This is a genomic window from Enterococcus gilvus ATCC BAA-350 (assembly GCF_000407545.1).
Taxonomy (GTDB): domain Bacteria; phylum Bacillota; class Bacilli; order Lactobacillales; family Enterococcaceae; genus Enterococcus_A; species Enterococcus_A gilvus.
The window spans coordinates 2120851-2141103 of sequence record NZ_ASWH01000001.1; the positions used below are offsets into that span (position 1 = coordinate 2120851).

The window sequence follows — 20253 nt, forward strand, 5'->3', positions numbered from 1 at the left end:
TTTAATCCTCTTCTGCTAAACGTAATAGATATTGCCCATATTGATTTTTCTTCAATGGTTGTGCCAATTCGACCAATTGTTCTTTTGTGATGTAACCCATTCGATATGAGATTTCCTCTAAACAAGCGACTTTTAAATTTTGACGTTTTTCGATCGTTGAGATAAATGTTGATGCTTCTAATAATGACTCATGTGTGCCAGTATCTAACCAAGCAAATCCTCGGCTCATTACTTCAACAGACAATTTATTGCGCTTCAGGTACTCTTTATTGACATCCGTGATTTCTAATTCCCCACGTTCAGAGGGTTGGATATTTTTGGCAATCTCCACAACCTCATTATCATAAAAGTATAAGCCCGTCACTGCATAATGAGATTTTGGTTTTTCAGGTTTTTCTTCGATAGAAACTGCCTGCATGTCGTCGTCAAATTCTACAACACCAAAACGCTCGGGATCATTTACATGATACCCAAACACAGTAGCACCTTCTGTTTTTTTCGCGGCACGCTGCAGCATCCGTGACAAGCCGTCGCCATAATAAATATTGTCGCCTAGAACTAAGCAGACGCTATCGTCACCAATAAACTCTTCGCCAATGATGAACGCTTGAGCCAATCCATCTGGGCTATCTTGTACTGCGTATTCAATGTGGATTCCCAACTCATGACCGTCTCCAAAAAGATTTTCAAAACGCGGTGTGTCTTGTGGAGTTGAGATAATCAAGATCTCATTGATCCCTGCCAACATCAAGGTAGACATTGGATAGTAGATCATCGGTTTATCATAAACCGGCATCAATTGTTTCGACGTTGCTTTGGTTAGAGGATACAAGCGAGTACCGCTTCCCCCTGCTAGGATTATTCCCTTCATAGTTACGCTCCTTTTTTATACATACGAACACATTATACCCGATGTCAGGTATTAGAAAAATCGTTTTGCTGATTTTTTTTAATTTCCTTTATCCTTTTTCTAACTAATTGCAGTGCATTCCATCGCCATTTAAACTGCTGCACTCGTGAAGCAGTCGTCTTGATCTCAGATGCATTCAAGCCATGACGACGATAATAAACCAATTCATCTGGAATAAACTGAACCCCATGATAATAATCGGCTAATAAACCAATCCACATATCATGCATAGGAACATCTGGCGGAATCGGTAAAATAATTGATTTCAGTTCAGATCGAAAAGCCATTCCTGCACCAATATAACTGCTTTTCACCAGGTTATGCCAAAACCCGGCGTGTGTATGACGCATCGCTTGATAAGACGGAACTAAGACCTCGAAATCATTGTCAACGATAATCAAATCAGAAACGACCGCAGTTATCTTGGGATTCTCAAAATGCGGCAGCATTTTTCCCACCTTATCTGGATGCCAAACATCGTCTTGATCGCTAAGAAAAATGATCGCGTTGTTGCTTCTTTGGATGGCGTTTGAAAAATTCGCGATCAATCCTTTTCCCTCATTCTGGAATAACTGGACACGGGAATCCCTTTCTGCTAAATCTAATAAAAATTCCCACGTACCATCGGTGGAATGGTCGTCGGAAATAATCAACTCGTCCTGTTCTGAAAGTTGTGGGAATATGCTGTTCAATTGTTCTTCAATAAAGTGACGTCCGTTGTAGGTTGCCATACAAACAGAAATTCGCGTCTTGGACTGCTTTTGCATCCCTTACCTCCAAAATTAAAAAAATTGCCAGCCCCACTTTTGAAAATATTTTCGCATGGACTGTAAAAAAATGAAAAATAACTTTCTGTTCTTCACTGCTCCGCGTTCATACAGATGAACCACTGAAAATTGCGGACTGTAAATAGCTTTATAGCCTGCTTGCTCCATTTTACGACAAAGATCGTTGTCTTCAAAATACATAAAATACCGTTCGTCAAACCCTTGTATCTCTTGAAATTTTGCTAAATCCACAACCATAAAACTACCGGAAATCATACGGACAATACTATCGCGATCCTCAGGAAGATCCCGGCACTCAAATTTCTCTAGACGTTTTGTGAAGATTTTTTTTATGAATCTAAACGGGATAAAACGCAGCATGTAATCAAAAACATCTAAATGATTGCGAATCAAATACTGCATTGTTCCATCCTCATTTAAAATTTTTGGTGCTAGCAGACCGCAACCTGGCTGGGCTGCTAAATGATTGACCATCTCTCTCAGATGATTGTCGGAAAGAATAATATCAGGATTAAAAATAATGCCGTAGCCGGTTGTTTCTAAGAGATTGGTGTTATGCCCAAAGCCGAAACCCTTATTTTCGTTATGAAACTCAATGGATACAAAAGGATGGACGAGATATTTTTTTAGTCGTTCTTGGTACGCTGGTTCTGATGCATTGTCAAAAATTTTCAATTGAATCTGCTGCTCATCCTTCAATTGTTCGATCAAGGAATCCAAGCTCAAAAAAATTTTATCGCTATTATGTGTCACGATGCTGACAGTCACATTCGGTTCGTATCTATTCATAATGGACGACAACACTCATTTCTTAAAATATTTATGCAATACTTGCGTTCGATATTCTCTATTCCCGAAGAAACGAAAGCTTTTTGTAATAAAACTATATTTTTCACTAATTAATCCGATCAATTCTAATAAGAAGGTCAGGGCAAAAACCATCGCTATGATCAAAACAATCGTTCCTACTCGACTCGTATAATTTAGCAACAGTGCGGAAAATGAAAACAATACGGCGATTGCATAGATTGTTAAGACCGCTCCGCGATGTGTAAAACCTAAATTTAATAATCGGTGATGCAGATGCTGCTTATCCGCAACAGAAATCGGCATGTTTTTTGCCTTCCGACGAACCATTGCAAAAAAAGTATCTGTTACAGGGACTCCCAAGATGATCAAAGGTGTGATCAAAGAAATGAATGTAACATTTTTTAGCCCTTGCAACGTCAGAACAGACATCATAAATCCTAAAAATAGCGCTCCAGTATCCCCTAGATAGATTTTTGCAGGATGAAAATTATATGGGAAGAACCCCATGATGCTAGCAACTAAACAAAAAATAGCTAATGAAATATAGACTGTCGATGAGTGGAGAAAGAAGTACCCAATCACACCGATCGTGGTCAAACTGATAATTGATACCCCTGAAGCCAGACCGTCTAATCCGTCAATAAGGTTCATCGCGTTCGTGATCCCAAAAATCCAAAACAATGTAGCAGGTAAACTCAGCCACTCAAGATTGATCCGTCCAAGAAACGGCGCGGTAAAGAAGTTGAACCGAATGTCTGCAAAATAATAAATAACCAAAGCTGCCAGCAAGATACCGACACTCTTTTGTCTAGGCGTCAATTCAAACTTGTCGTCCAACAATCCTGTAATGATGATGATCAGCCCACCCAGCAAAATTTTGCTGATGTACTCAAAAGGAATGGCATCACGAAACAAAACCAAGGATGAAATAGCGAATGTAATAAATATTGGCAACCCGCCTGCACTTGGCATAGGCACTTGGTTCATTCGGCGTGCATTCGGATTGTCTACCAATCCGGTCTGGACCGAAATTATTTTAAATATCGGGGTCAAGATCAATGCCATCAAAAAAGTAAGAAAGTATTTGATGATCAGCCCGAATGATACTAACATATTGCCACCTGCCCTTTAACTAAAAATTATTATATAGAATTCAACCCTCTTTACAAGGTTCTGCTGAAATCTTACAAAAATTCTTGAACTTATTTCTTCTTTTTAATAAAACGATCTTTTAATTGATTGAACCATTTATTCACGCGGTTAGACCCTTCCGTGACTTCTTGCCCGGTATGATATTCTTCAATCGTGACATTCAGTACGCCGCCCAAAATAATAATGGTCGCGGCAAAATTCAACCAGAACATCAGAACGATGAAACTTCCGATAATCTGATACCCAGAGACTCGTTGGGCAAAAGTCTGAGCATAGATACTAAATCCTTGCGCCAATACGATCCAACCCACTGTTGCAAATATCGTGCCGGGCAATGCATACTTGATTCGCACATGAGCATTAGGAATAACAATATATAACCCGCCCAAAATAACTAATAAGCCAATGAGTGTGACCGGCCAGCGCAGAGCTAAGAATGTTTCAATAATATCTGGTGAAAAACGCAATAATTGCTGCAACGCATCTAAAATAACTTGACCTGCACTGAAAAACAACGCGACTGCTATAATCGCCATCATCAAAATACCAACGATCCCGACCGAGACGATCCGACTGATCACAAAATTCCCCCGGTCTTCAACTCCGTAGGCTCGATTCAATGCGGTCTGCAAGGCATTGATCCCTCGGCTGGAGGACCATAACGCGGCCAAAACAGAGATAGACAACATACCGCCTGAAGTATTTTCCAATAATCCAATGATTGCCGGCTTCAAAAAGCTATAAACATTTGGAGGAATCGCCTCACTCAAATAAGGCAGCACCGTTTCGGGAGTAATATTAAAGTACGGCAGCAGATTGCCGACGATGATTAATATTGGAAAAAAAGACAGCAACAAATAATAGGCAACTACTACGGAGCGGTCGCCTATTTCTGTCTCTGCTAAGTGTTTTTGGATCGATTGGATAAAATCCATTAATTTTTTGTTTTCTTTAATTTTATCTATTGGTCCCATAAAATCTCCATCGTTCTAATAAGTTCCTTCTTCACCTTGTGAAGTTAAAATTTTTGGTCCTTCTTTTGTAATTGCTAAAGTGTGCTCATATTGGGCACTCCAACCGCCATCACGCGTATACGCAGTCCAGCCATTTGGGTCCATTTTCATTTGCCATACACCGGTGTTGATCATTGGTTCGATGGTGATCACCATGCCTTCGCGCAAGCGCAAACCTTTCCCCGCTATACCATAATGAGGGATCGCTGGTTCTTCGTGGATCGTTGGTCCAATGCCATGTCCGACAAAATCGCGCACAACAGAGAATCCTTCTCCTTCAGCATATGTTTGGATCGCATGACCTATGTCACCGATTCGATTGCCGACTTGTGCTTGCTCAATTCCCAAATACAGTGCTTTTTTAGTCACTTCCATTAAACGTTCGATCTCAGGTGAGGCTTCTCCTACTGCGTAAGACCAGCACGAATCGGACATTGCGCCCTTGTATTCCACGCACATATCCACTTTGATCAAGTCACCATTCTTTAGTGGTTTCTTTCTTGGAAAGCCGTGACAAATTTCGTCATTGATACTGCAACAGGTCGCATATTCATAGCCTTCAAAGCCGATTTGAGCGGCGATTCCGCCATGACTCTCGATGAAGTCTCTAACAAACTTTTCAATTTCCATACTTGTAACACCAGGTTTTATAAAATCCCGTAGATGGCGATGGACATCAGCCAAAAGTTCGCCTGACTCGTTCATCATTTCTATTTCTCGGGGTGATTTTAATGTAATCATGTTCTCGTCTCCTTATGAATAGTCAAAATCTCTTTTTTATTAAGAATAAAAATCTGATTTTCCAGTTAACTTTTCGCTAGTTAGTGGTGAAAATAACTCTATGGAACAGCTAAACAGTACTAACTATACTGTCGAAATTCTACTGCACTTCTCAAAAAATAAAAAATAGAACTCGTGAAAAGCTGGACAAATCTCCTTTTTCATCTTGTCTATTTTAACATAACCCTATAAAGCGAACAAATGGTTAGAGACCAGTGATTCCTTTTTGATTTCTATTTTGATATAATGACCATGAATTTAGCTTGAAGCTAAGAATGTCCTTTCAGCTTTTCGCGATCCGTCATGGAGAAAAGTGACCTTTAAAGGTTGAGCAATATATGGCATTCAAACAAATAAGGAGGAATTCTTTTGACATTAGCAAAAATTGTTTACGCCAGTATGACTGGAAATACCGAAGAAATCGCCGATATCGTGGCAGAAGCCTTCGAAAATTTAGATCTTGATGTAGAAATTGATGAATGTACACAAGTAGAAGCGGAAGATTTTGAAGATGCGGATATCTGTGTCGTAGCTACCTATACCTATGGTGAAGGCGATCTTCCAGATGAGATCGTAGATTTTTATGAAGATCTTCAAGAATTGGATCTAAGCGGAAAAATCTTCGGTGTATGCGGATCTGGAGATACTTTTTATGATCAATACTGTAAATCTGTGGATGATTTCGATGCGGCTTTCGTAAAAACCGGAGCTGCTCGTGGTGCTGATAGTGTGAAGGTAGAGATGGCCGCTGAGGAAGAAGATATCGAGAACTTAGAAGCCTTTGCGAAAAAAATTGTCGCCGCTGCTTCTTAATCGTTACAAATAAAGCAGAATAAATAATGGAAAGCCGAAAGTCGATTTACTTTCAGAATCAAACGTAAATCGGCATTCGGCTTTGTATTTAGGCAGTTTTTTCAGTCCGCTTTCTGACTTTTCGTTCCGCATTGAATTGATGGTGGAAACTATTTTGATGTTTCAAGTCTAGAAACGGGAACCCGCATCAAAGTAATGCTAAGATAGAATCAATGAAATGGAGGGATACAAATGGTTTTACCTAATTTTGAAACACTTTTAGAAAAATACGCCCACTTGATTGCGAAAGTCGGTGTAAATATCCAAAAAGAAGACACAGTTATCGTTTATGCTAGCGTGGAACAAGCAGCTTTAGCACGTCTTGTGACAAAAGAAGCTTATCAATTAGGGGCCGCGGAAGTTATCGTACAGTGGAATGACGATCAGATCCAACGGGATTTTTTGACCTACGCAGCGGAGGATCGCTTGAATGAAGTTCCTTCCTATAAAGTGGATGAAGCCAACGCTTTTGCTGAAAAACGAGTTACACGCATCAGCATTGTTTCTCAAAATCCAGATGCTTTGTCAGGGGTGGATACTTCCCGTGTCGCCAGTTTTCAGGCAGCCCGTGGAAAGGCTCTTCAAGCGGTTATGGAAGCAACACAATCCAATAAATTACGCTGGACAGTGGTGGCTGCTTCAAGCCCTGCTTGGGCACAAAAAGTTTTCCCAGATCTTTCTTCAAGCGAAGAGCAAGTGGATAGACTTTGGGATGAGATTTTTAAAACTACGCGCATCTACACGGATGATCCCGTGAAGGCTTGGCAAGCACACGATGCAACAATGCGTGAACAAGCGGAGCGTTTGAATAAGGAACAATTCTCCGCCCTTCACTATACAGCACCTGGGACAGATATCGTCATTGGCCTTCCAGATAATCACGTTTGGGAAGGTGCTGGTAGTTTTGCTGCGGACGGAAATGAGTTCATGGCGAACATGCCTACAGAAGAGGTATTCACTGCACCAGACAGAAACCGTGTCGATGGCTACATTACCAGCACAAAACCGTTGAGTTATGCAGGGACAACATTAACAGACATGCGCTTTACATTTAAAGATGGAAAAGTTGTGGAATTCTCTGCGAAAGAAGGCTCAGATGTCTTGGCCTCACTATTGGCGATTGACGAAGGCGCAAAACATCTGGGTGAAGTCGCTTTAGTTCCAGATCCATCGCCGATTTCACAATCGGGGATCACGTTCTTCAATACTCTTTTTGATGAGAACGCATCAAATCATTTAGCTCTTGGTGCTGCGTATCCTTTCAGCGTCGAAGGCGGAACAGAAATGACCAAGGCAGAATTAGCTGCTGCTGGATTAAATAGTAGCCAAACGCATGTGGACTTTATGGTCGGATCTGCGCAAATGATGATCGATGGCATTCGTAAAGATGGCACAAAAGTCCCTATTTTCAGAAATGGCGATTGGGCGTCCTAAATAGAAAAAACCACTTAGAATGTTTTCTAAGTGGTTTTTTTGACGTTCTCGACTGGGATCGAACCAGCGACCTATCGCTTAGGAGGCGATCGCTCTATCCTACTGAGCTACGAGAACATACCTCCACTATTGTAGCGATTTTAACTTATTTTAGCAAGATGACTAACTTAAATTTAATCTACTTACGCTTACAAATTCACAAAAAATGATGTTTTTACTCCTACACAAGCCCATTGATCCGCTTGATTATCTGGCAATGCAAAAAAGAGCAAAGAAAAAAGACTTATTTTCGTCTTTTTCCCTTGCTCTTCTTATTTTTTTTCTTTTTAGGATCGCTTTGTTTTACAGGTTCTTCTGTGAGCAGCTCGCCGCCAAATAGGTAAATAGGTGCCAGATTCAGTGCTAATTTTTTCCCTATTTTAGTTAAATCCGCTTTCTCCTGAGGGGTGACAAGTGAAATAACGACTCCTGTTTTTCCCATTCGTCCAACACGTCCTGCACGATGCAAATAGCTTTCTTCGCTTAACGGAACATCTGCGTTAATCACAAACGGCAGCGATTCAATATCTAATCCTCGGCTAGCCAAATCTGTCGTCAAAAGCCCTAGCGCTTGGTGTTTCTTGAATTGCTCGATCGCACCTTTACGGGATAATTTTGATTGATCTGATGCTAAGCTGGCTACGGGCAATTGATGGAAAAGTAATTTTTCTTCCGCACTTCCCATATCTCCTAATTGATTGAAAAAAATCATTCCCCAAAAAGTAGGCAGATTCAGTAAGCGGCGCAGTTGTTCAACTTTTTTTCGATCGCTGGTTTCTAGGTAAAAGTGTGAGACTTCTCCCTGGCTGTCATCTTCTTCTGAAACATCTACTACAAGCAGCTCGGATTCAAAGGTATTCAATTCCTCTAATACAGTATCCGCCGTCGCAGAAAAATATAAATGCTGTGCGCCGTTGTCACTGGCTTTTAGAATTTTTTGAATCAATTGAAGGCTCTGCCCCTGAACCAATTGATCGACCTCGTCGAATACCAGCGTTTGGATATTCGGTGTTTTGATTTTTTTTGCTGTGATCAACTCCATGACACGCCCCGGTGTACCTATTAGGAGCTCCGGTTTTTTCTTCAGTGCCTCTTGCTGCCGCTTAACATTGGCTCCACCAATCAACGGCTGGACCTTCATGCCTGAGCCTGACAGCCATTTGCGAGCAACTTCCACAACTTGCATCGCTAACTCTTGTGAAGAGGTCAAGATTAGGACCTGACTGGCCTTTCCCGGCGTCATTTTATTCAGTAATGGCAATAAATATGCGAGAGTTTTCCCGCTGCCAGTCGGAGCGATTCCAACTAGATTTTTACCTTCTGTTATAGGTGTAAACACGCTTGATTGGATCAATGCTGGCTTTTCAAATCCAGCATCCTCCCAATTTTTTTGTAAAAATGGTACAAATTCCTGTTTATCCATATTTTCCTCTATTTCTCGTCGGCATCAAATACGATGCCCGCACTTTTTCGCATATCATAAATCACTTGGTTCACATTACGAGACAATTCCACCCACGCTTCATAATCGGTCCCTAGCTTACGATCCGTCGGGTTCATGATTACTTGGGCAAATTCTTTCGCTTCTTCCACCATTGGATTTTCCAGTTGATGGACCGTTAATTTTTCTCTTCGCTGATGCCCACGATCATGAAAGACCGCTTCATCAATCGAATTGACAGCATTTAAAACCAATGTCCCATTCGTTAAATAAATCTCAGATTGTTGGAAGCTGTCTCCGATTTTACCCGTTCGAATCGTGACATCAAAATGGTCATAGCGTAAGATACCTGTGCCCATTCCATCTACTCCAGTAGAAATTTTTTGACCAAAGTAAAAGCTGTCCTGCGGCATACCAAACCAGGCCAACGCTGCGTAAATTGGATAGACACCTAGATCGGCCAAGGCTCCCCCTGAAAAATGGGGTGAAAAAATATTTGGTTCCTCTCCATCCAATACCTGGTCGTATCGCGAGGAGTATTTCATGAAACTAAAATCCGCTCCGATGACATGGTCTTTTAATGGGAGAAAATCAGAGACCGTTTTAAACGCTTTTTCATGAATATTACGAGCAGCTTCAAAGAAAAAAACACTCTTTTGATTCGCCAGCTCGATAATCTCATCCATTTCATCAGGTGTAGAAAACGCTGGCTTTTCAACAATTACATTTTTTCCTGCCAAGATAGCCTGTTTGGCTTGTTCGAAATGCAAACTGTTTGGTGAAGCAATGTACACCGTCGACATATGGGCAATTCCGAAAAATGTTTTAAGGTCCGTCGCATATTCAACGTCGCCATATTTTTCACCAAATTTTTGAGCGGTCTCTAATTTTCGCGAATAAACAGCGGTTAATTGATAATCCCCCGTCTCAAGTGCCCCTTGTACAAATTGATCAGTGATCCAATTTGTTCCAATAATGCCTAAATTAATCATGAATCTTCCTCCTCTTTCATTTCAGGGTGTGTATTAAAAAAGCCCGCTTATTGTATCAAGTTCTCTATGGTACACTTCATAAATTAGGATCAATAAATGGTTGATCCAACACAAAAGGAACAGACTCTTTGATTGAAATATGCGCCTGATCTACCTCACAATTATACGCTAAAATCTGCACGCCGTCTGCCTGGGCCTTTTCAACAGCAAGATAGAGCGCCGTTTGCATCTCACGATGGATCGTAGCCGTTTCAATCGTGGGAAATTGTACGACAAACAATACATAACATTGATACGCCATTTTCTGAGCCACGCGCAGCTCTTCCACATGCTTTAACCCTCTAAGGGTGGGAGCATCTGGAAACGCACCTATCCCGTGGTTTTCCAAAGTCATTCCCTTTACTTCCACGAATCCTTTTTCATACATATCCGTTTCAAAGTAAATATCGAATTTCGAATGTTCAAAGGTATACTCTCGCTTTAACAACGTAATGGCTCCCTTTAAGCCCGGCAGATTGATTTTTCCGGTGAGGATTCCTTCAGCAGCTAATGCATTCGGGATTTGTGAATCAATATTGACCCACATTTCTCCTTTTTTTACAGCAATTAAATCATACGCTGTTTTTCGTTTTTCTGAGGGTTGATGATTCACAGCCACTAACGTATCCGCCAGCAGCAGCTCTTTGCTGCGACCTGTATTTTTCACATGGGTAATTATTTCTTCTCCTGTCTCCACCAAACGACAGCGAGCAATGAATCGGTTGCTTCTTTCAATAAAAGTTGCTAAGTGAATCGCAGAATACTTCATTTTTATCAAAATCCTTCTCAAAAAAGTTAAATAGTCCTTAAGCCGGATGGAAAGATGACAGACTTTATTATATAGTATAACAAAGCATGTGTGAATGGCGTTCACTTTAAGTTTATTCTTCACTTTTGCAGTGTTTACAGCCTTCAAAAAGAAGCAGCTTAAAATGTGATTTGCCGAAATACACTTTTTATTTTTTAATTTAACTTCGTAAACTTGTGAAAGGAGCTTTTTGATGAGATTGAAATGGCCCGTCTTCCTTAGTGCGACCTCACTCGGTGTAGCAGCAGTGAGCTCTAAATTCGTGCGCAAACGGGAAACGAAAGATTTGAATAGTGTGTACGTTGGTTCTTGGGAGTTCACTCATCCAAAAGAGCACAAACACCACACGATTACGATTTACCCTGATTTATCGATTATTTTAGATGGTACCGCCATCATCTACCAGTTGATTGAATTAAGTGAACAAAAATTAGCTATCCAAGATCAGTATGGCTATCACTTATTGATCAAAACTAAAAACGGGATGCCTGACACCCTCTATGATGAACTGGACGATGTCTCCTTTCCAATCGTTCCTGTAAAAAACCAATAGCTATGCACTTGTACTGTTTTTTCGTATTATTCTTTAAACTTGAAAAAAATAAAGGCCCCTTCACTGTCAATTTGAATCGTGAAGGGGCCTTCATTTTTTTAGAACAGGATTTCCCTTTGATTCACAAAAAAATCAGATCGCCAGTCAAATTTCTTGATGGCAATCTGATTTTTTTATTGTTGAATCAACGACCGCAGCATTTGATCGACCTGCTCTGCGGCTTTCCGTCCTTCACGAATTCCCCAGATAACCAAGCTTGGTCCACGCCGGGCATCACCAGCTACGTATACTTTTTCATTGTTCGTTGCATAGTCCTCATAGATTTCCTCAACATCAAAAGCATCCAATAGATTTTTCTCTGCCCCAGTGAATCCCATTGCCAGTAATACTAAATCTGCCTTCAATGTTTTTTCAGTTCCTGGAATAGGTTGGAATTGATTGTCTACTTGAGTCGTCTCGATGGCAATCACTTGCCCTCTCTCAGCGCCGATGAAGCTGGTTGTTGACGTCGTATATGCAGTTAATTCTGCATTGTTCACGGCACCTTCTTCCTGCCCATAGCCTTCACGAGTGATCATTGAATACTCCGGCCACGGATTGTTCACAGTACGAGCTGCCGGCAATTGCGGCGTAATCTCCAATTGCTTGACTGAAGCCGCACCTTGGCGTATAGCTGAGCCGATACAGTCGTTCCCTGTATCGCCACCACCGACGACGATCACATGCTTTCCAGCTAATTTTTGATCGACCACTTTTTTACCATGCTGCAACACATCTTTTGTACAATCCGTCAGATAATCCACCGCGAATCGGATGCCATGTAGCTCGCGTCCCTTAATTTTCAAATCGCGAGGAACACTTGCCCCGCTGGCGATAATGACACGATCATACCTCTCCTGCAAATCCTCTGCGGAAATATCCGTTCCCACTTCGGTATTTAATACAAATGAGATCCCTACTTCTTCCATCACATCAATACGTCGCTGAACGATTTCCTTATCCAGCTTCATATTTGGAATCCCGTACATTAACAAGCCGCCCGCACGATCGCTGCGTTCGTACACCGTTACTTGGTGCCCCAGTTGATTTAACCGCCATGCAGCAGAAAGGCCCGCTGGTCCAGAACCGATGACTGCGACTTTAAAATCGGTCCGTTCGATGGGAAGCCCGTCGTTTTTTACCCAATCCTGTTCAAAGGCATGGTCAATGATAAAGCGTTCATTATCATGGATCGCAACACCCGAACCGTTCAATCCCTCTGTACAAGACTTTTCACAAGGCGCAGGACATACCCGTCCAGTCATTTCTGGAAGTGGATTGGTTTTCGCTAACCGATCAAAGGCACTCTTGAAATCACCACGAAACACAAAATCGTTCCACTCAGGGATCAGATTGTCATTGGGACAGCCTGAGACTGCGCGCTTGCCGCCATAGAAAATACCTGTATGGCAAAAAGGAATCCCGCAGTTCATACAGCGCGCCGCTTGCTCTTGTCGTTCTTCTGTAGAGAGCGGTGTTTGCAATTCTTCCCAATCTTGAACCCGCTCTTCAACTGGCCGATAAGGATTGTCCTTCCGTGGATATTTTAAAAAGCCAAATGGATCTGCCATGTTAGCCACGCCCCTTTCCAGCCGGTACCGTTTGCTCTCCGATGACTTCGACAAAGGCCTTCTCGATCAGCGCTTCGCCTGATAGACCAGTCTTTGCCAATTCTTCGGTCACACGAACCATTTCGTGGTATTCTCTTGGATAAACTTTGACAAAATGTTGTTGAGCCGACGCCCAATTATTTAACAATTCAGCCGCTTTTAATGAATCTGTATACGTAAGATGCTTCTCGATCATTTCCTTCAAGACAGCATCGTCTCCTGTTTCGCCCAACTTGAAAAGATCGACCATCTCTAAGTTGCACTTATCAGCAAATGTGCCCTTCGGATCATAAACATAGGCCACCCCGCCAGACATTCCCGCAGCAAAATTCCGCCCTGTTTCACCTAAGATAACAGCTACACCGCCAGTCATGTATTCACACCCATGATCCCCGACGCCTTCAACGACGACATTTGCGCCGCTGTTTCGAACACAAAAACGTTCGCCGGCTTTACCACGAAAATAGCCTTCTCCTCGATTCGCACCGAAGCATACCACGTTTCCGACGATTGGCGATTGTTCCACATCGTATGCAGCATCCTTTGGCGGTACAATAATCACTCGACCGCCACTCAATCCTTTAGCCACATAGTCATTGCCTTCACCAATCAGCTTCAATTCCATCCCTTGAGTAATAAAGGAACCAAAACTTTGTCCGGCGATTCCCGTGTAGGTGTACTTGATCTGACCTGGCGTCAATTCATAGTTTCCAAAGCGCTCTGCGATCCAGCCGCCCATTCGTGCGCCGACAGTCCGATTCACATTGTTGATTGGATGGCTGATGCTGACTTGTTCTCCATTTTTGATGGCACCTTCAGCGAAGTGATCCAACTCAGGCCATTCTCTCTTTTCCTTAAATGGATCTTCTGTTTTCCGTTCGATCCCAATACTGGTAGATAAAATACGTGAGAAATCCAAAGATTTTGCTTTGCCTTTTGCAATAAAGCGCGGTTCCAGCACTTCTGTATGGCCGATCATTTCATCAATGCTTCTAAAGCCTAAATCAGCCATGATTTCCCGCAAATCTTCTGCTATAAAATACATCATATGAATCAGATGCTCCGGTTTGCCCACGAAAAATTTTCGTAAAGCTGGATTTTGCGTGGCTACGCCTACCGGACAAGTGTTCAAACTACATACACGCATCATGACACAACCGATCGCTACTAAAGCAAGGGAAGCAAAACTATATTCCTCCGCACCCAGTAAAATCGCCATCGCCACGTCACGGCCCGTCATTAATTTCCCATCTGTTTCTAACGTCATCCGTTGACGCAAGTTATTCATCGCCAGTGTTTGATGCGCTTCGGCCACACCCATCTCCCACGGCAATCCAGCATCCCGAATTGAATTTCGTGGAGACGCGCCAGTTCCGCCATCGTATCCCGAGATAACGACCACGTCAGCTCCAGCTTTCACAACGCCTGTCGCGATCGTTCCAACACCCGTACTTGACACCAACTTCACATTGATTTTCGCATAGGGATTGATCGCTTTTAAGTCGTAGATCAACTGCGCCAAATCCTCAATCGAATAAATATCATGATGCGGCGGTGGTGAAATCAAGCGGACCCCAGGTGTGGAGCCACGAATCTCAGCGACCCAAGGAAAGACCTTGTTTCCTGGCAATTGCCCACCTTCACCCGGTTTAGCACCCTGCGCCATTTTGATTTGTAATTCTTCGGCACTCATTAAATATTCCGCATTTACACCGAAACGTCCAGAAGCCACTTGCTTGATTTTGCTATTGAAGTTCTTGCCGTCTGCTTTAGGCTTGAATCGGTTGCGATTTTCTCCGCCCTCACCGCTATTTGATTTGGCACCGATCCGGTTCATCGCCTCTGCAATGCACTGGTGGGCCTCTTCACTCAAAGAACCATAAGACATCGCCCCGACTTTGAAGCGTTTAACGATCTTACTCGCAGGCTCGACCTCAGAGAGTTTTACTGATGGTCGTTCTTTCTTGAACTCCCATAACGCCCGTAAATTGGTCGGTTCATCCAATGCCTCTTGATTCATTTGGCTAACGTAATGTTTAAACAATTGATAATCGCCCGCACGAACTGCCTGCTGGAAATTGTAAATAGTCTTCGGGTTGAACAAATGATGTTCCCCATCTGCTTTATACTGGAAGCTTCCCCCAGAGGCTAACAGGTCATTTTGTTTCGGTCCATAAGCTAACCGATGCCGCTGTAAATATTCTTCTTCGATTTGATGCAGAGACAGACCCCCGATACGGCTAGCCGTTCCAGTGAAATACCTGTTAGTAACCGGTTCGCTAATCCCCACTACTTCAAAGAGTTGTGCACCGTGATAACCGGCGATCGTTGAGATCCCCATCCGCGACATCACCTTCACGATTCCTTTTTCAGCCGCCTTGCGGTAATTTTCCAGACCATTTTCAATCTCGAAATTCTTCAATGTCGCATAGGCTCCATAAGGGTGTATGCCACTGGCACCATAGCCAATCAAAGTCGCAAAATGATGAACTTCACAGACCTCAGCAGAATCAACGACTAAGCTTGCTAATGAGGCCTTTCCTTTTCGCACCAAGTAATTGTGGAGCCCAGACACTGCCAACAAAATCGGCATCGCCATTTTTGCTTTTTCTGAGCCTCGATCACTCAATATAAGGATCGTCCCGCCAGCATCAATAGCAGACTCGGCCTCCTTGAACATATATTCCAGCCCGTCTTCCAACGCGTTTTGTCCGTCGATTGGATAAAGCGTCGAGAGTGTTACTGCCTTTTGTTCCTTTGTATTTAATTGTGCGATTTTCAGAAAATCACTCGTACTGAGAACCGGGCTATTAATCTTCAATTTTTGACAATTATGGGCATCATCCACACGAATGTCCCCATCTCTTCCCAAGAACATCTCTGTTCCAATCACAAGTTGCTCTCGGATCGCATCGATCGGGGGATTCGTGACCTGGGCAAATTGCTGTTTGAAATACGTGAATAGCGATTGCGGCTTGTCACTCAAGACAGCTAAAGGAGAATCATAGCCCATTGAGAGGACCGGTTCCTCGCCTTTTTCCGCCATCGGCAACAATTCATCTCGAATGATCTCATCGGTATAGCCGTTCAATTTCCACATACGTTGAAGGTCTTTTTCAGTCAGCGAGGCGTCTTTACGTTCCGTCTCCGCAAGCTGCGACAGCTCAATCCGATTTTCAGTCAACCACTCTTTGTACGCATGTGCCTTCGCATATTTTTCTTTGATTTCCTGATTGCGGTAAAACTTTCCGTTGACCGTATCAACCAAAATCATATTCGCCGGTCCTAAAACACCCTTTTCAATCACATTCGAAGGCGCAAAATCAACGACGCCAGACTCAGAGGCCACTTGAACAAAACCATCCTTCGTGATCGAATATCGAGAAGGACGCAGCCCGTTTCGATCTAACGTAGCGCCGACCATTTCACCATCTGTAAAGCACAGCGCCGCAGGACCATCCCACGGAGCCATAAAGCTGGCATTGTATTCTTGAAAAGCAGTCTGCTCTTCGCCCAAGCCCGCTTCTTCTGACCAGGCTTCTGGTACCATCATCATTAATGCGTGAGGAATATCACGACCGTTTCGGTACAAATATTCCATACAATTTTCTAGCTTGGCGGAGTCGGAATCTTCTTCGTTGTATACTTCGATGCCATGACTCTTCATCCAATTTTCAGATCCTCTTAAGGTATTGATCTCCCCATTATGCGCTAAGAATCGAAAAGGCTGCGCGCGGTCCCAGCTAGGAAAAGTATTGGTCGAAAAGCGCGAATGCACCACCGCGATACTTGCGGCAAAGGCTTCATCCTGCAAATCATCATAAAAAATACCAACTTGATATGCATGCAGCATGCCCTTGTAAACAATTGTTCGGCTGGATAAACTGCATATCGCCATTTCCCCAGCATGGTATGTCTTCTCCAATTTGCGACGTAAACGATACAGGCGGTCTTCAAATTCACGCGCTGTTTCAACCTCTAGCGGCCGCTTTATGAACAGTTGCACAAAGCTAGGCATGACTTTTTGAGCACCTGGTCCACAGTTTTCATACTGGAACGGCACATCCCGCTGCCAAAGGACCAAATAACCCGCCGCTTCAATTTCCTTTACGAGCGCCTGTTGCAGTCCGCTCTTGTGCTTCTCATCCGCTGGCAAAAAGAACATTCCTACTGCGTAATGTCCACGATCCGGCAAAGCAACACCTGCCGCTTTTGCTTCTCTTTGAAAAAAGTTGTCGGGAATTGTCGCCAAGATTCCAGCGCCATCGCCTGTTTCAGGTTCTGCCCCGGTTCCGCCTCGGTGATTCATTCGTTCCAACATCGTTAATGCATGCTTCACCAATTGATGCGAAGCTGTTCCATTCATTTGAGCAATAAAGCCCATACCACATGCATCCTTCTCAAAAGAGGGATCATACATGGTCCGGGCCTCTGTCATTTGTTGCTTTGTCATTCAACATCAATCCTTTAAATAGTTTGACAATTCTCATTTATTTTTAATATACTACCTTTTTTTAAAAAAATAGGCAAGTGTTCTTAGAAATTTTTTTTAATTACTTTTGTTATCACTAGCTGAACAAGCCGAAAAGAAAAGTCCAATCAAATGGAAAAAAGAAGATTTATTTGGTAAACTTAATCTGATATGCTTCGTTATGAAAGGATGAACACCAATGACACCAAATCGCGAAGATTACTTAAAATTAATATTAGAATTAGGTGGCGACAAAGAAAAAGTCAGCAATAAAAAAATTGTCGCTGGTTTGTCCATTTCTGGCGCTTCTGTCAGCGAGATGATCAATAAACTAGTAAAAGAAGGACTCGTTGAGCACTCCCCTTATCAAGGCGTTCAATTAACGCCGCTCGGTTTGGAAAAGGCGAGTACGCTTGTCCGCAAACATCGTTTATGGGAAGTCTTCTTAGTCGATCATTTAGGTTATTCATGGAATGAAGTCCATGATGAAGCAGAAGTATTAGAGCATGTGACATCCTCACAATTAGAACAAAAATTGGATCATTATTTAGACCATCCAACTTTTTGTCCCCATGGCGGAATGATTCCGCAACAAGATCAGACCGTTCATGAAAAAGACCGTCAAACCTTAGCAAGCTACCCTGAAGGAACAACCATTCGGATCGCTCGTGTTTTAGACGAAAAAGACTTGCTCGACTATTTGATGGATCTTGGCATCGCCATCCATGAAGAATACGAAATCACAAAAATTGCTGCCTATGAAGGGCCGATTACTTTACAAAACGACCAAAAAGAGGTTTCAATTAGTTACAAAGCTGCATCAACGATTTTTGTAGACGCCTTGTAATTAACGATCCTTCGGGATGTTAGATACGCGTTTTTGATTGAAAAGAACTCATTATGATTAGCTAGGAGTGAAACTTATGGAACAGGCAGCACTATTCACCATCTTTGGTGGCACAGGCGATTTAGCAAAACGGAAATTATATCCGTCGTTGTTTCGTCTATATAAAAAAGGCAATCTGACAAAACACTTTGCTGTGATCGGTACGGCTAGACGGCCGTGGAGCGACGATCATTATCGTGAGATCGTTCGTGAGACGATCCAGGACCTCGCCCCAACAGAGGAAGAAGCACAAGAATTTTCTAACCACTTTTACTACTTGTCACACAATGTCAATGACACTGAACATTATGACCAGCTAAAAGACTTGGCTGATGAATTGGATGAAAAGTATGACTTGCAAGGCAATCGCATATATTACTTAGCCATGGCACCTCAATTTTTTGGAACCATCGTGAGTCATTTGAAATCTCAAGAAATTTTGACTACTACAGGCTATAACCGTTTAGTGATCGAAAAACCTTTCGGATTTGATTATGATTCTGCGAATGAACTGAATAATGAGATTCGTGACGTTTTCCCAGAGCAAGACATTTTTCGTATCGATCACTATTTAGGAAAAGAAATGATTCAAAATATTTCCGTGATCCGGTTTGCAAATAACATCTTTGAATCCCTTTGGAACAACCGTTACATCGAAAACGTTCAAATTACTTTTTCTGAAGCACTAGGTGTAGAAGATCGCGGTGGTTACTATGAACACAGCGGCGCGTTAAAGGATATGGTGCAAAATCATATCTTGCAGGTTGTTGCGCTGTTGGCGATGGAAGTTCCTACTTCTTTCTCGAACAAGTCCATCCGTGAGGAAAAAGTAAAAGTTTTACAAGCCATTCGTCGGTACAATCCCGAAGAAGTACTGCAAAACTTTGTTCGTGGACAATATGACGCAGGGACGTTAGATGGCAAAGACTTCGTTGCTTACCACGATGAGCCAAATGTCGCTGAAGATTCTTTGATGGAAACATTTGTTGCAGGTAAATTTATGATCGATAATTTCCGTTGGTCAGGTGTCCCGTTCTATATTCGGACTGGGAAACGAATGACTGAAAAAGGGACACGTATCAATATCGTCTTCAAACAAGTTCCTGTTAATGTCTTTAGCTCTGAACAAGAAGATGTTTCTAGTGAAGAAGAATTGCCGCAAAATATCTTAACCATTTATATTCAACCTACAGAAGGCTTCTCGCTTACTTTAAACGGAAAACGAATCGGCCAAGGTTTCACGACCGAACCAGTAAAATTAGATTTCCGTCAAAGCGCTGAAGTAACAGAAAACAGTCCTGAAGCCTATGAAAAACTATTATTAGATGCTTTAAATGGCGATGGTACAAACTTCTCTCATTGGGACGAAGTAGCAAACTCTTGGGAGATCGTGGATCGTATCCGCAATACTTGGGATCAAACCACTCCAGGCTTCCCGAACTACGCTTCTGGAACCATGGGACCACAATGCGCCTTCGATCTTCTAGCCAAGAACGGTCATGAATGGGCTTGGCAGCCTGATCAATGGTACCGTGAACGCGGAAAATTGGATTAACAACCAAAAGCTGGGACACGCTTCCCAGCTTTTTTTTATGTTCCATTATGGCTTGCACATTAAAAATCAAAAAAAGAAACC

Annotated in this window: 16 protein-coding genes and 1 tRNA gene; 5 read left to right on the plus strand and 12 right to left on the minus strand. The window is 42.5% G+C overall.

The genetic code is table 11. From position 1 onward, the window contains the following. Position 1: 1 nt before the first annotated feature. The 6 genes from rfbA to map form a co-directional block, all read right to left on the minus strand. A complete protein-coding gene (rfbA, locus tag I592_RS10415; protein WP_010780248.1) occupies positions 2–871 on the minus strand; it encodes a glucose-1-phosphate thymidylyltransferase RfbA in 870 nt (289 codons plus the stop codon). A 44-nt stretch (positions 872–915) separates the two neighbouring features. Next, positions 916–1677, minus strand: a complete 762-nt coding sequence (locus I592_RS10420; RefSeq protein ID WP_010780247.1) for a glycosyltransferase — start codon at positions 1675–1677, stop codon at positions 916–918. 15 nt (positions 1678–1692) lie between these two features. After that, positions 1693–2487, minus strand: coding sequence for a glycosyltransferase family protein (locus tag I592_RS10425; protein WP_010780246.1), 795 nt, complete (start codon positions 2485–2487; stop codon positions 1693–1695). A 15-nt stretch (positions 2488–2502) separates the two neighbouring features. After that, a complete protein-coding gene (locus I592_RS10430; RefSeq protein WP_010780245.1) occupies positions 2503–3621 on the minus strand; it encodes an MraY family glycosyltransferase in 1119 nt (372 codons plus the stop codon). A gap of 89 nt (positions 3622–3710) precedes the next feature. Further along, positions 3711–4634, minus strand: a complete 924-nt coding sequence (locus tag I592_RS10435) for a YihY/virulence factor BrkB family protein (protein WP_010780244.1) — start codon at positions 4632–4634, stop codon at positions 3711–3713. Positions 4635–4649: 15 nt separating this feature from the next. Then, positions 4650–5414, minus strand: a complete 765-nt coding sequence (gene map / locus I592_RS10440; protein ID WP_010780243.1) for a type I methionyl aminopeptidase — start codon at positions 5412–5414, stop codon at positions 4650–4652. Between the two features lie 408 nt (positions 5415–5822). On the opposite strand from map, the gene I592_RS10445 reads away from it, so the two are divergent. Both I592_RS10445 and I592_RS10450 read left to right on the plus strand, forming a co-directional pair. Next, entirely contained in the window at positions 5823–6266 is a 444-nt protein-coding gene (locus I592_RS10445; RefSeq protein WP_010780242.1) for a flavodoxin, read from the plus strand. Positions 6267–6497: 231 nt separating this feature from the next. Further along, entirely contained in the window at positions 6498–7739 is a 1242-nt protein-coding gene (locus tag I592_RS10450) for an aminopeptidase (protein ID WP_010780241.1), read from the plus strand. Positions 7740–7782: 43 nt separating this feature from the next. Here the strand turns inward: I592_RS10450 and I592_RS10455 are convergent. The 4 genes from I592_RS10455 to sfsA form a co-directional block, all read right to left on the minus strand. Next, a tRNA-Arg gene (locus I592_RS10455) sits at positions 7783–7856 on the minus strand. Between the two features lie 166 nt (positions 7857–8022). Continuing rightward, on the minus strand, positions 8023–9201 hold the full coding sequence (locus I592_RS10460) for a DEAD/DEAH box helicase (protein ID WP_010780240.1): 1179 nt from the start codon (positions 9199–9201) through the stop codon (positions 8023–8025). An 8-nt stretch (positions 9202–9209) separates the two neighbouring features. Further along, on the minus strand, positions 9210–10211 hold the full coding sequence (locus I592_RS10465) for a Gfo/Idh/MocA family protein (protein ID WP_010780239.1): 1002 nt from the start codon (positions 10209–10211) through the stop codon (positions 9210–9212). A 76-nt stretch (positions 10212–10287) separates the two neighbouring features. After that, a complete protein-coding gene (gene sfsA, locus I592_RS10470) occupies positions 10288–11019 on the minus strand; it encodes a DNA/RNA nuclease SfsA (RefSeq protein ID WP_010780238.1) in 732 nt (243 codons plus the stop codon). 232 nt (positions 11020–11251) lie between these two features. Here sfsA and I592_RS10475 point away from each other — a divergent pair, with 232 nt between their 5' ends. Beyond that, positions 11252–11611: a DUF4828 domain-containing protein gene (locus I592_RS10475; RefSeq protein ID WP_010780237.1), complete on the plus strand. Its 360-nt coding sequence runs from the start codon at positions 11252–11254 to the stop codon at positions 11609–11611. A gap of 173 nt (positions 11612–11784) precedes the next feature. Here the strand turns inward: I592_RS10475 and I592_RS10480 are convergent, their stop codons facing one another. Together I592_RS10480 and gltB are read right to left on the minus strand one after the other, a co-directional pair. After that, positions 11785–13221 carry a glutamate synthase subunit beta gene (locus I592_RS10480; RefSeq protein ID WP_010780236.1) on the minus strand — a complete coding sequence of 479 codons (1437 nt, stop codon included), beginning with the start codon at positions 13219–13221 and terminating at the stop codon, positions 11785–11787. Between the two features lies 1 nt (position 13222). Beyond that, entirely contained in the window at positions 13223–17713 is a 4491-nt protein-coding gene (gene gltB / locus I592_RS10485; protein ID WP_010780235.1) for a glutamate synthase large subunit, read from the minus strand. A 217-nt stretch (positions 17714–17930) separates the two neighbouring features. Here gltB and efaR point away from each other — a divergent pair, with 217 nt between their 5' ends. Continuing rightward, a complete protein-coding gene (efaR, locus tag I592_RS10490; protein ID WP_010780234.1) occupies positions 17931–18578 on the plus strand; it encodes a transcriptional regulator EfaR in 648 nt (215 codons plus the stop codon). Between the two features lie 76 nt (positions 18579–18654). After that, on the plus strand, positions 18655–20172 hold the full coding sequence (zwf, locus tag I592_RS10495; RefSeq protein ID WP_010780233.1) for a glucose-6-phosphate dehydrogenase: 1518 nt from the start codon (positions 18655–18657) through the stop codon (positions 20170–20172). The last annotated feature ends 81 nt before the right edge of the window (positions 20173–20253 follow it).

What these genes read in the sequence shown, in the direction of transcription:
- I592_RS10430 (WP_010780245.1), bottom strand. Translation starts at nt 3,621, where the DNA reads ATGTTAGTATCATTCGGGCTGATCATCAAATACTTTCTTACTTTTTTG.
- I592_RS10425 (WP_010780246.1), bottom strand. Translation starts at nt 2,487, where the DNA reads ATGAATAGATACGAACCGAATGTGACTGTCAGCATCGTGACACATAAT.
- efaR (WP_010780234.1), top strand. Translation starts at nt 17,931, where the DNA reads ATGACACCAAATCGCGAAGATTACTTAAAATTAATATTAGAATTAGGT.
- I592_RS10465 (WP_010780239.1), bottom strand. Translation starts at nt 10,211, where the DNA reads ATGATTAATTTAGGCATTATTGGAACAAATTGGATCACTGATCAATTT.
- sfsA (WP_010780238.1), bottom strand. Translation starts at nt 11,019, where the DNA reads ATGAAGTATTCTGCGATTCACTTAGCAACTTTTATTGAAAGAAGCAAC.
- I592_RS10475 (WP_010780237.1), top strand. Translation starts at nt 11,252, where the DNA reads ATGAGATTGAAATGGCCCGTCTTCCTTAGTGCGACCTCACTCGGTGTA.
- map (WP_010780243.1), bottom strand. Translation starts at nt 5,414, where the DNA reads ATGATTACATTAAAATCACCCCGAGAAATAGAAATGATGAACGAGTCA.
- gltB (WP_010780235.1), bottom strand. Translation starts at nt 17,713, where the DNA reads ATGACAAAGCAACAAATGACAGAGGCCCGGACCATGTATGATCCCTCT.
- I592_RS10435 (WP_010780244.1), bottom strand. Translation starts at nt 4,634, where the DNA reads ATGGGACCAATAGATAAAATTAAAGAAAACAAAAAATTAATGGATTTT.
- I592_RS10450 (WP_010780241.1), top strand. Translation starts at nt 6,498, where the DNA reads ATGGTTTTACCTAATTTTGAAACACTTTTAGAAAAATACGCCCACTTG.
- I592_RS10460 (WP_010780240.1), bottom strand. Translation starts at nt 9,201, where the DNA reads ATGGATAAACAGGAATTTGTACCATTTTTACAAAAAAATTGGGAGGAT.
- rfbA (WP_010780248.1), bottom strand. Translation starts at nt 871, where the DNA reads ATGAAGGGAATAATCCTAGCAGGGGGAAGCGGTACTCGCTTGTATCCT.
- I592_RS10480 (WP_010780236.1), bottom strand. Translation starts at nt 13,221, where the DNA reads ATGGCAGATCCATTTGGCTTTTTAAAATATCCACGGAAGGACAATCCT.
- I592_RS10420 (WP_010780247.1), bottom strand. Translation starts at nt 1,677, where the DNA reads ATGCAAAAGCAGTCCAAGACGCGAATTTCTGTTTGTATGGCAACCTAC.
- zwf (WP_010780233.1), top strand. Translation starts at nt 18,655, where the DNA reads ATGGAACAGGCAGCACTATTCACCATCTTTGGTGGCACAGGCGATTTA.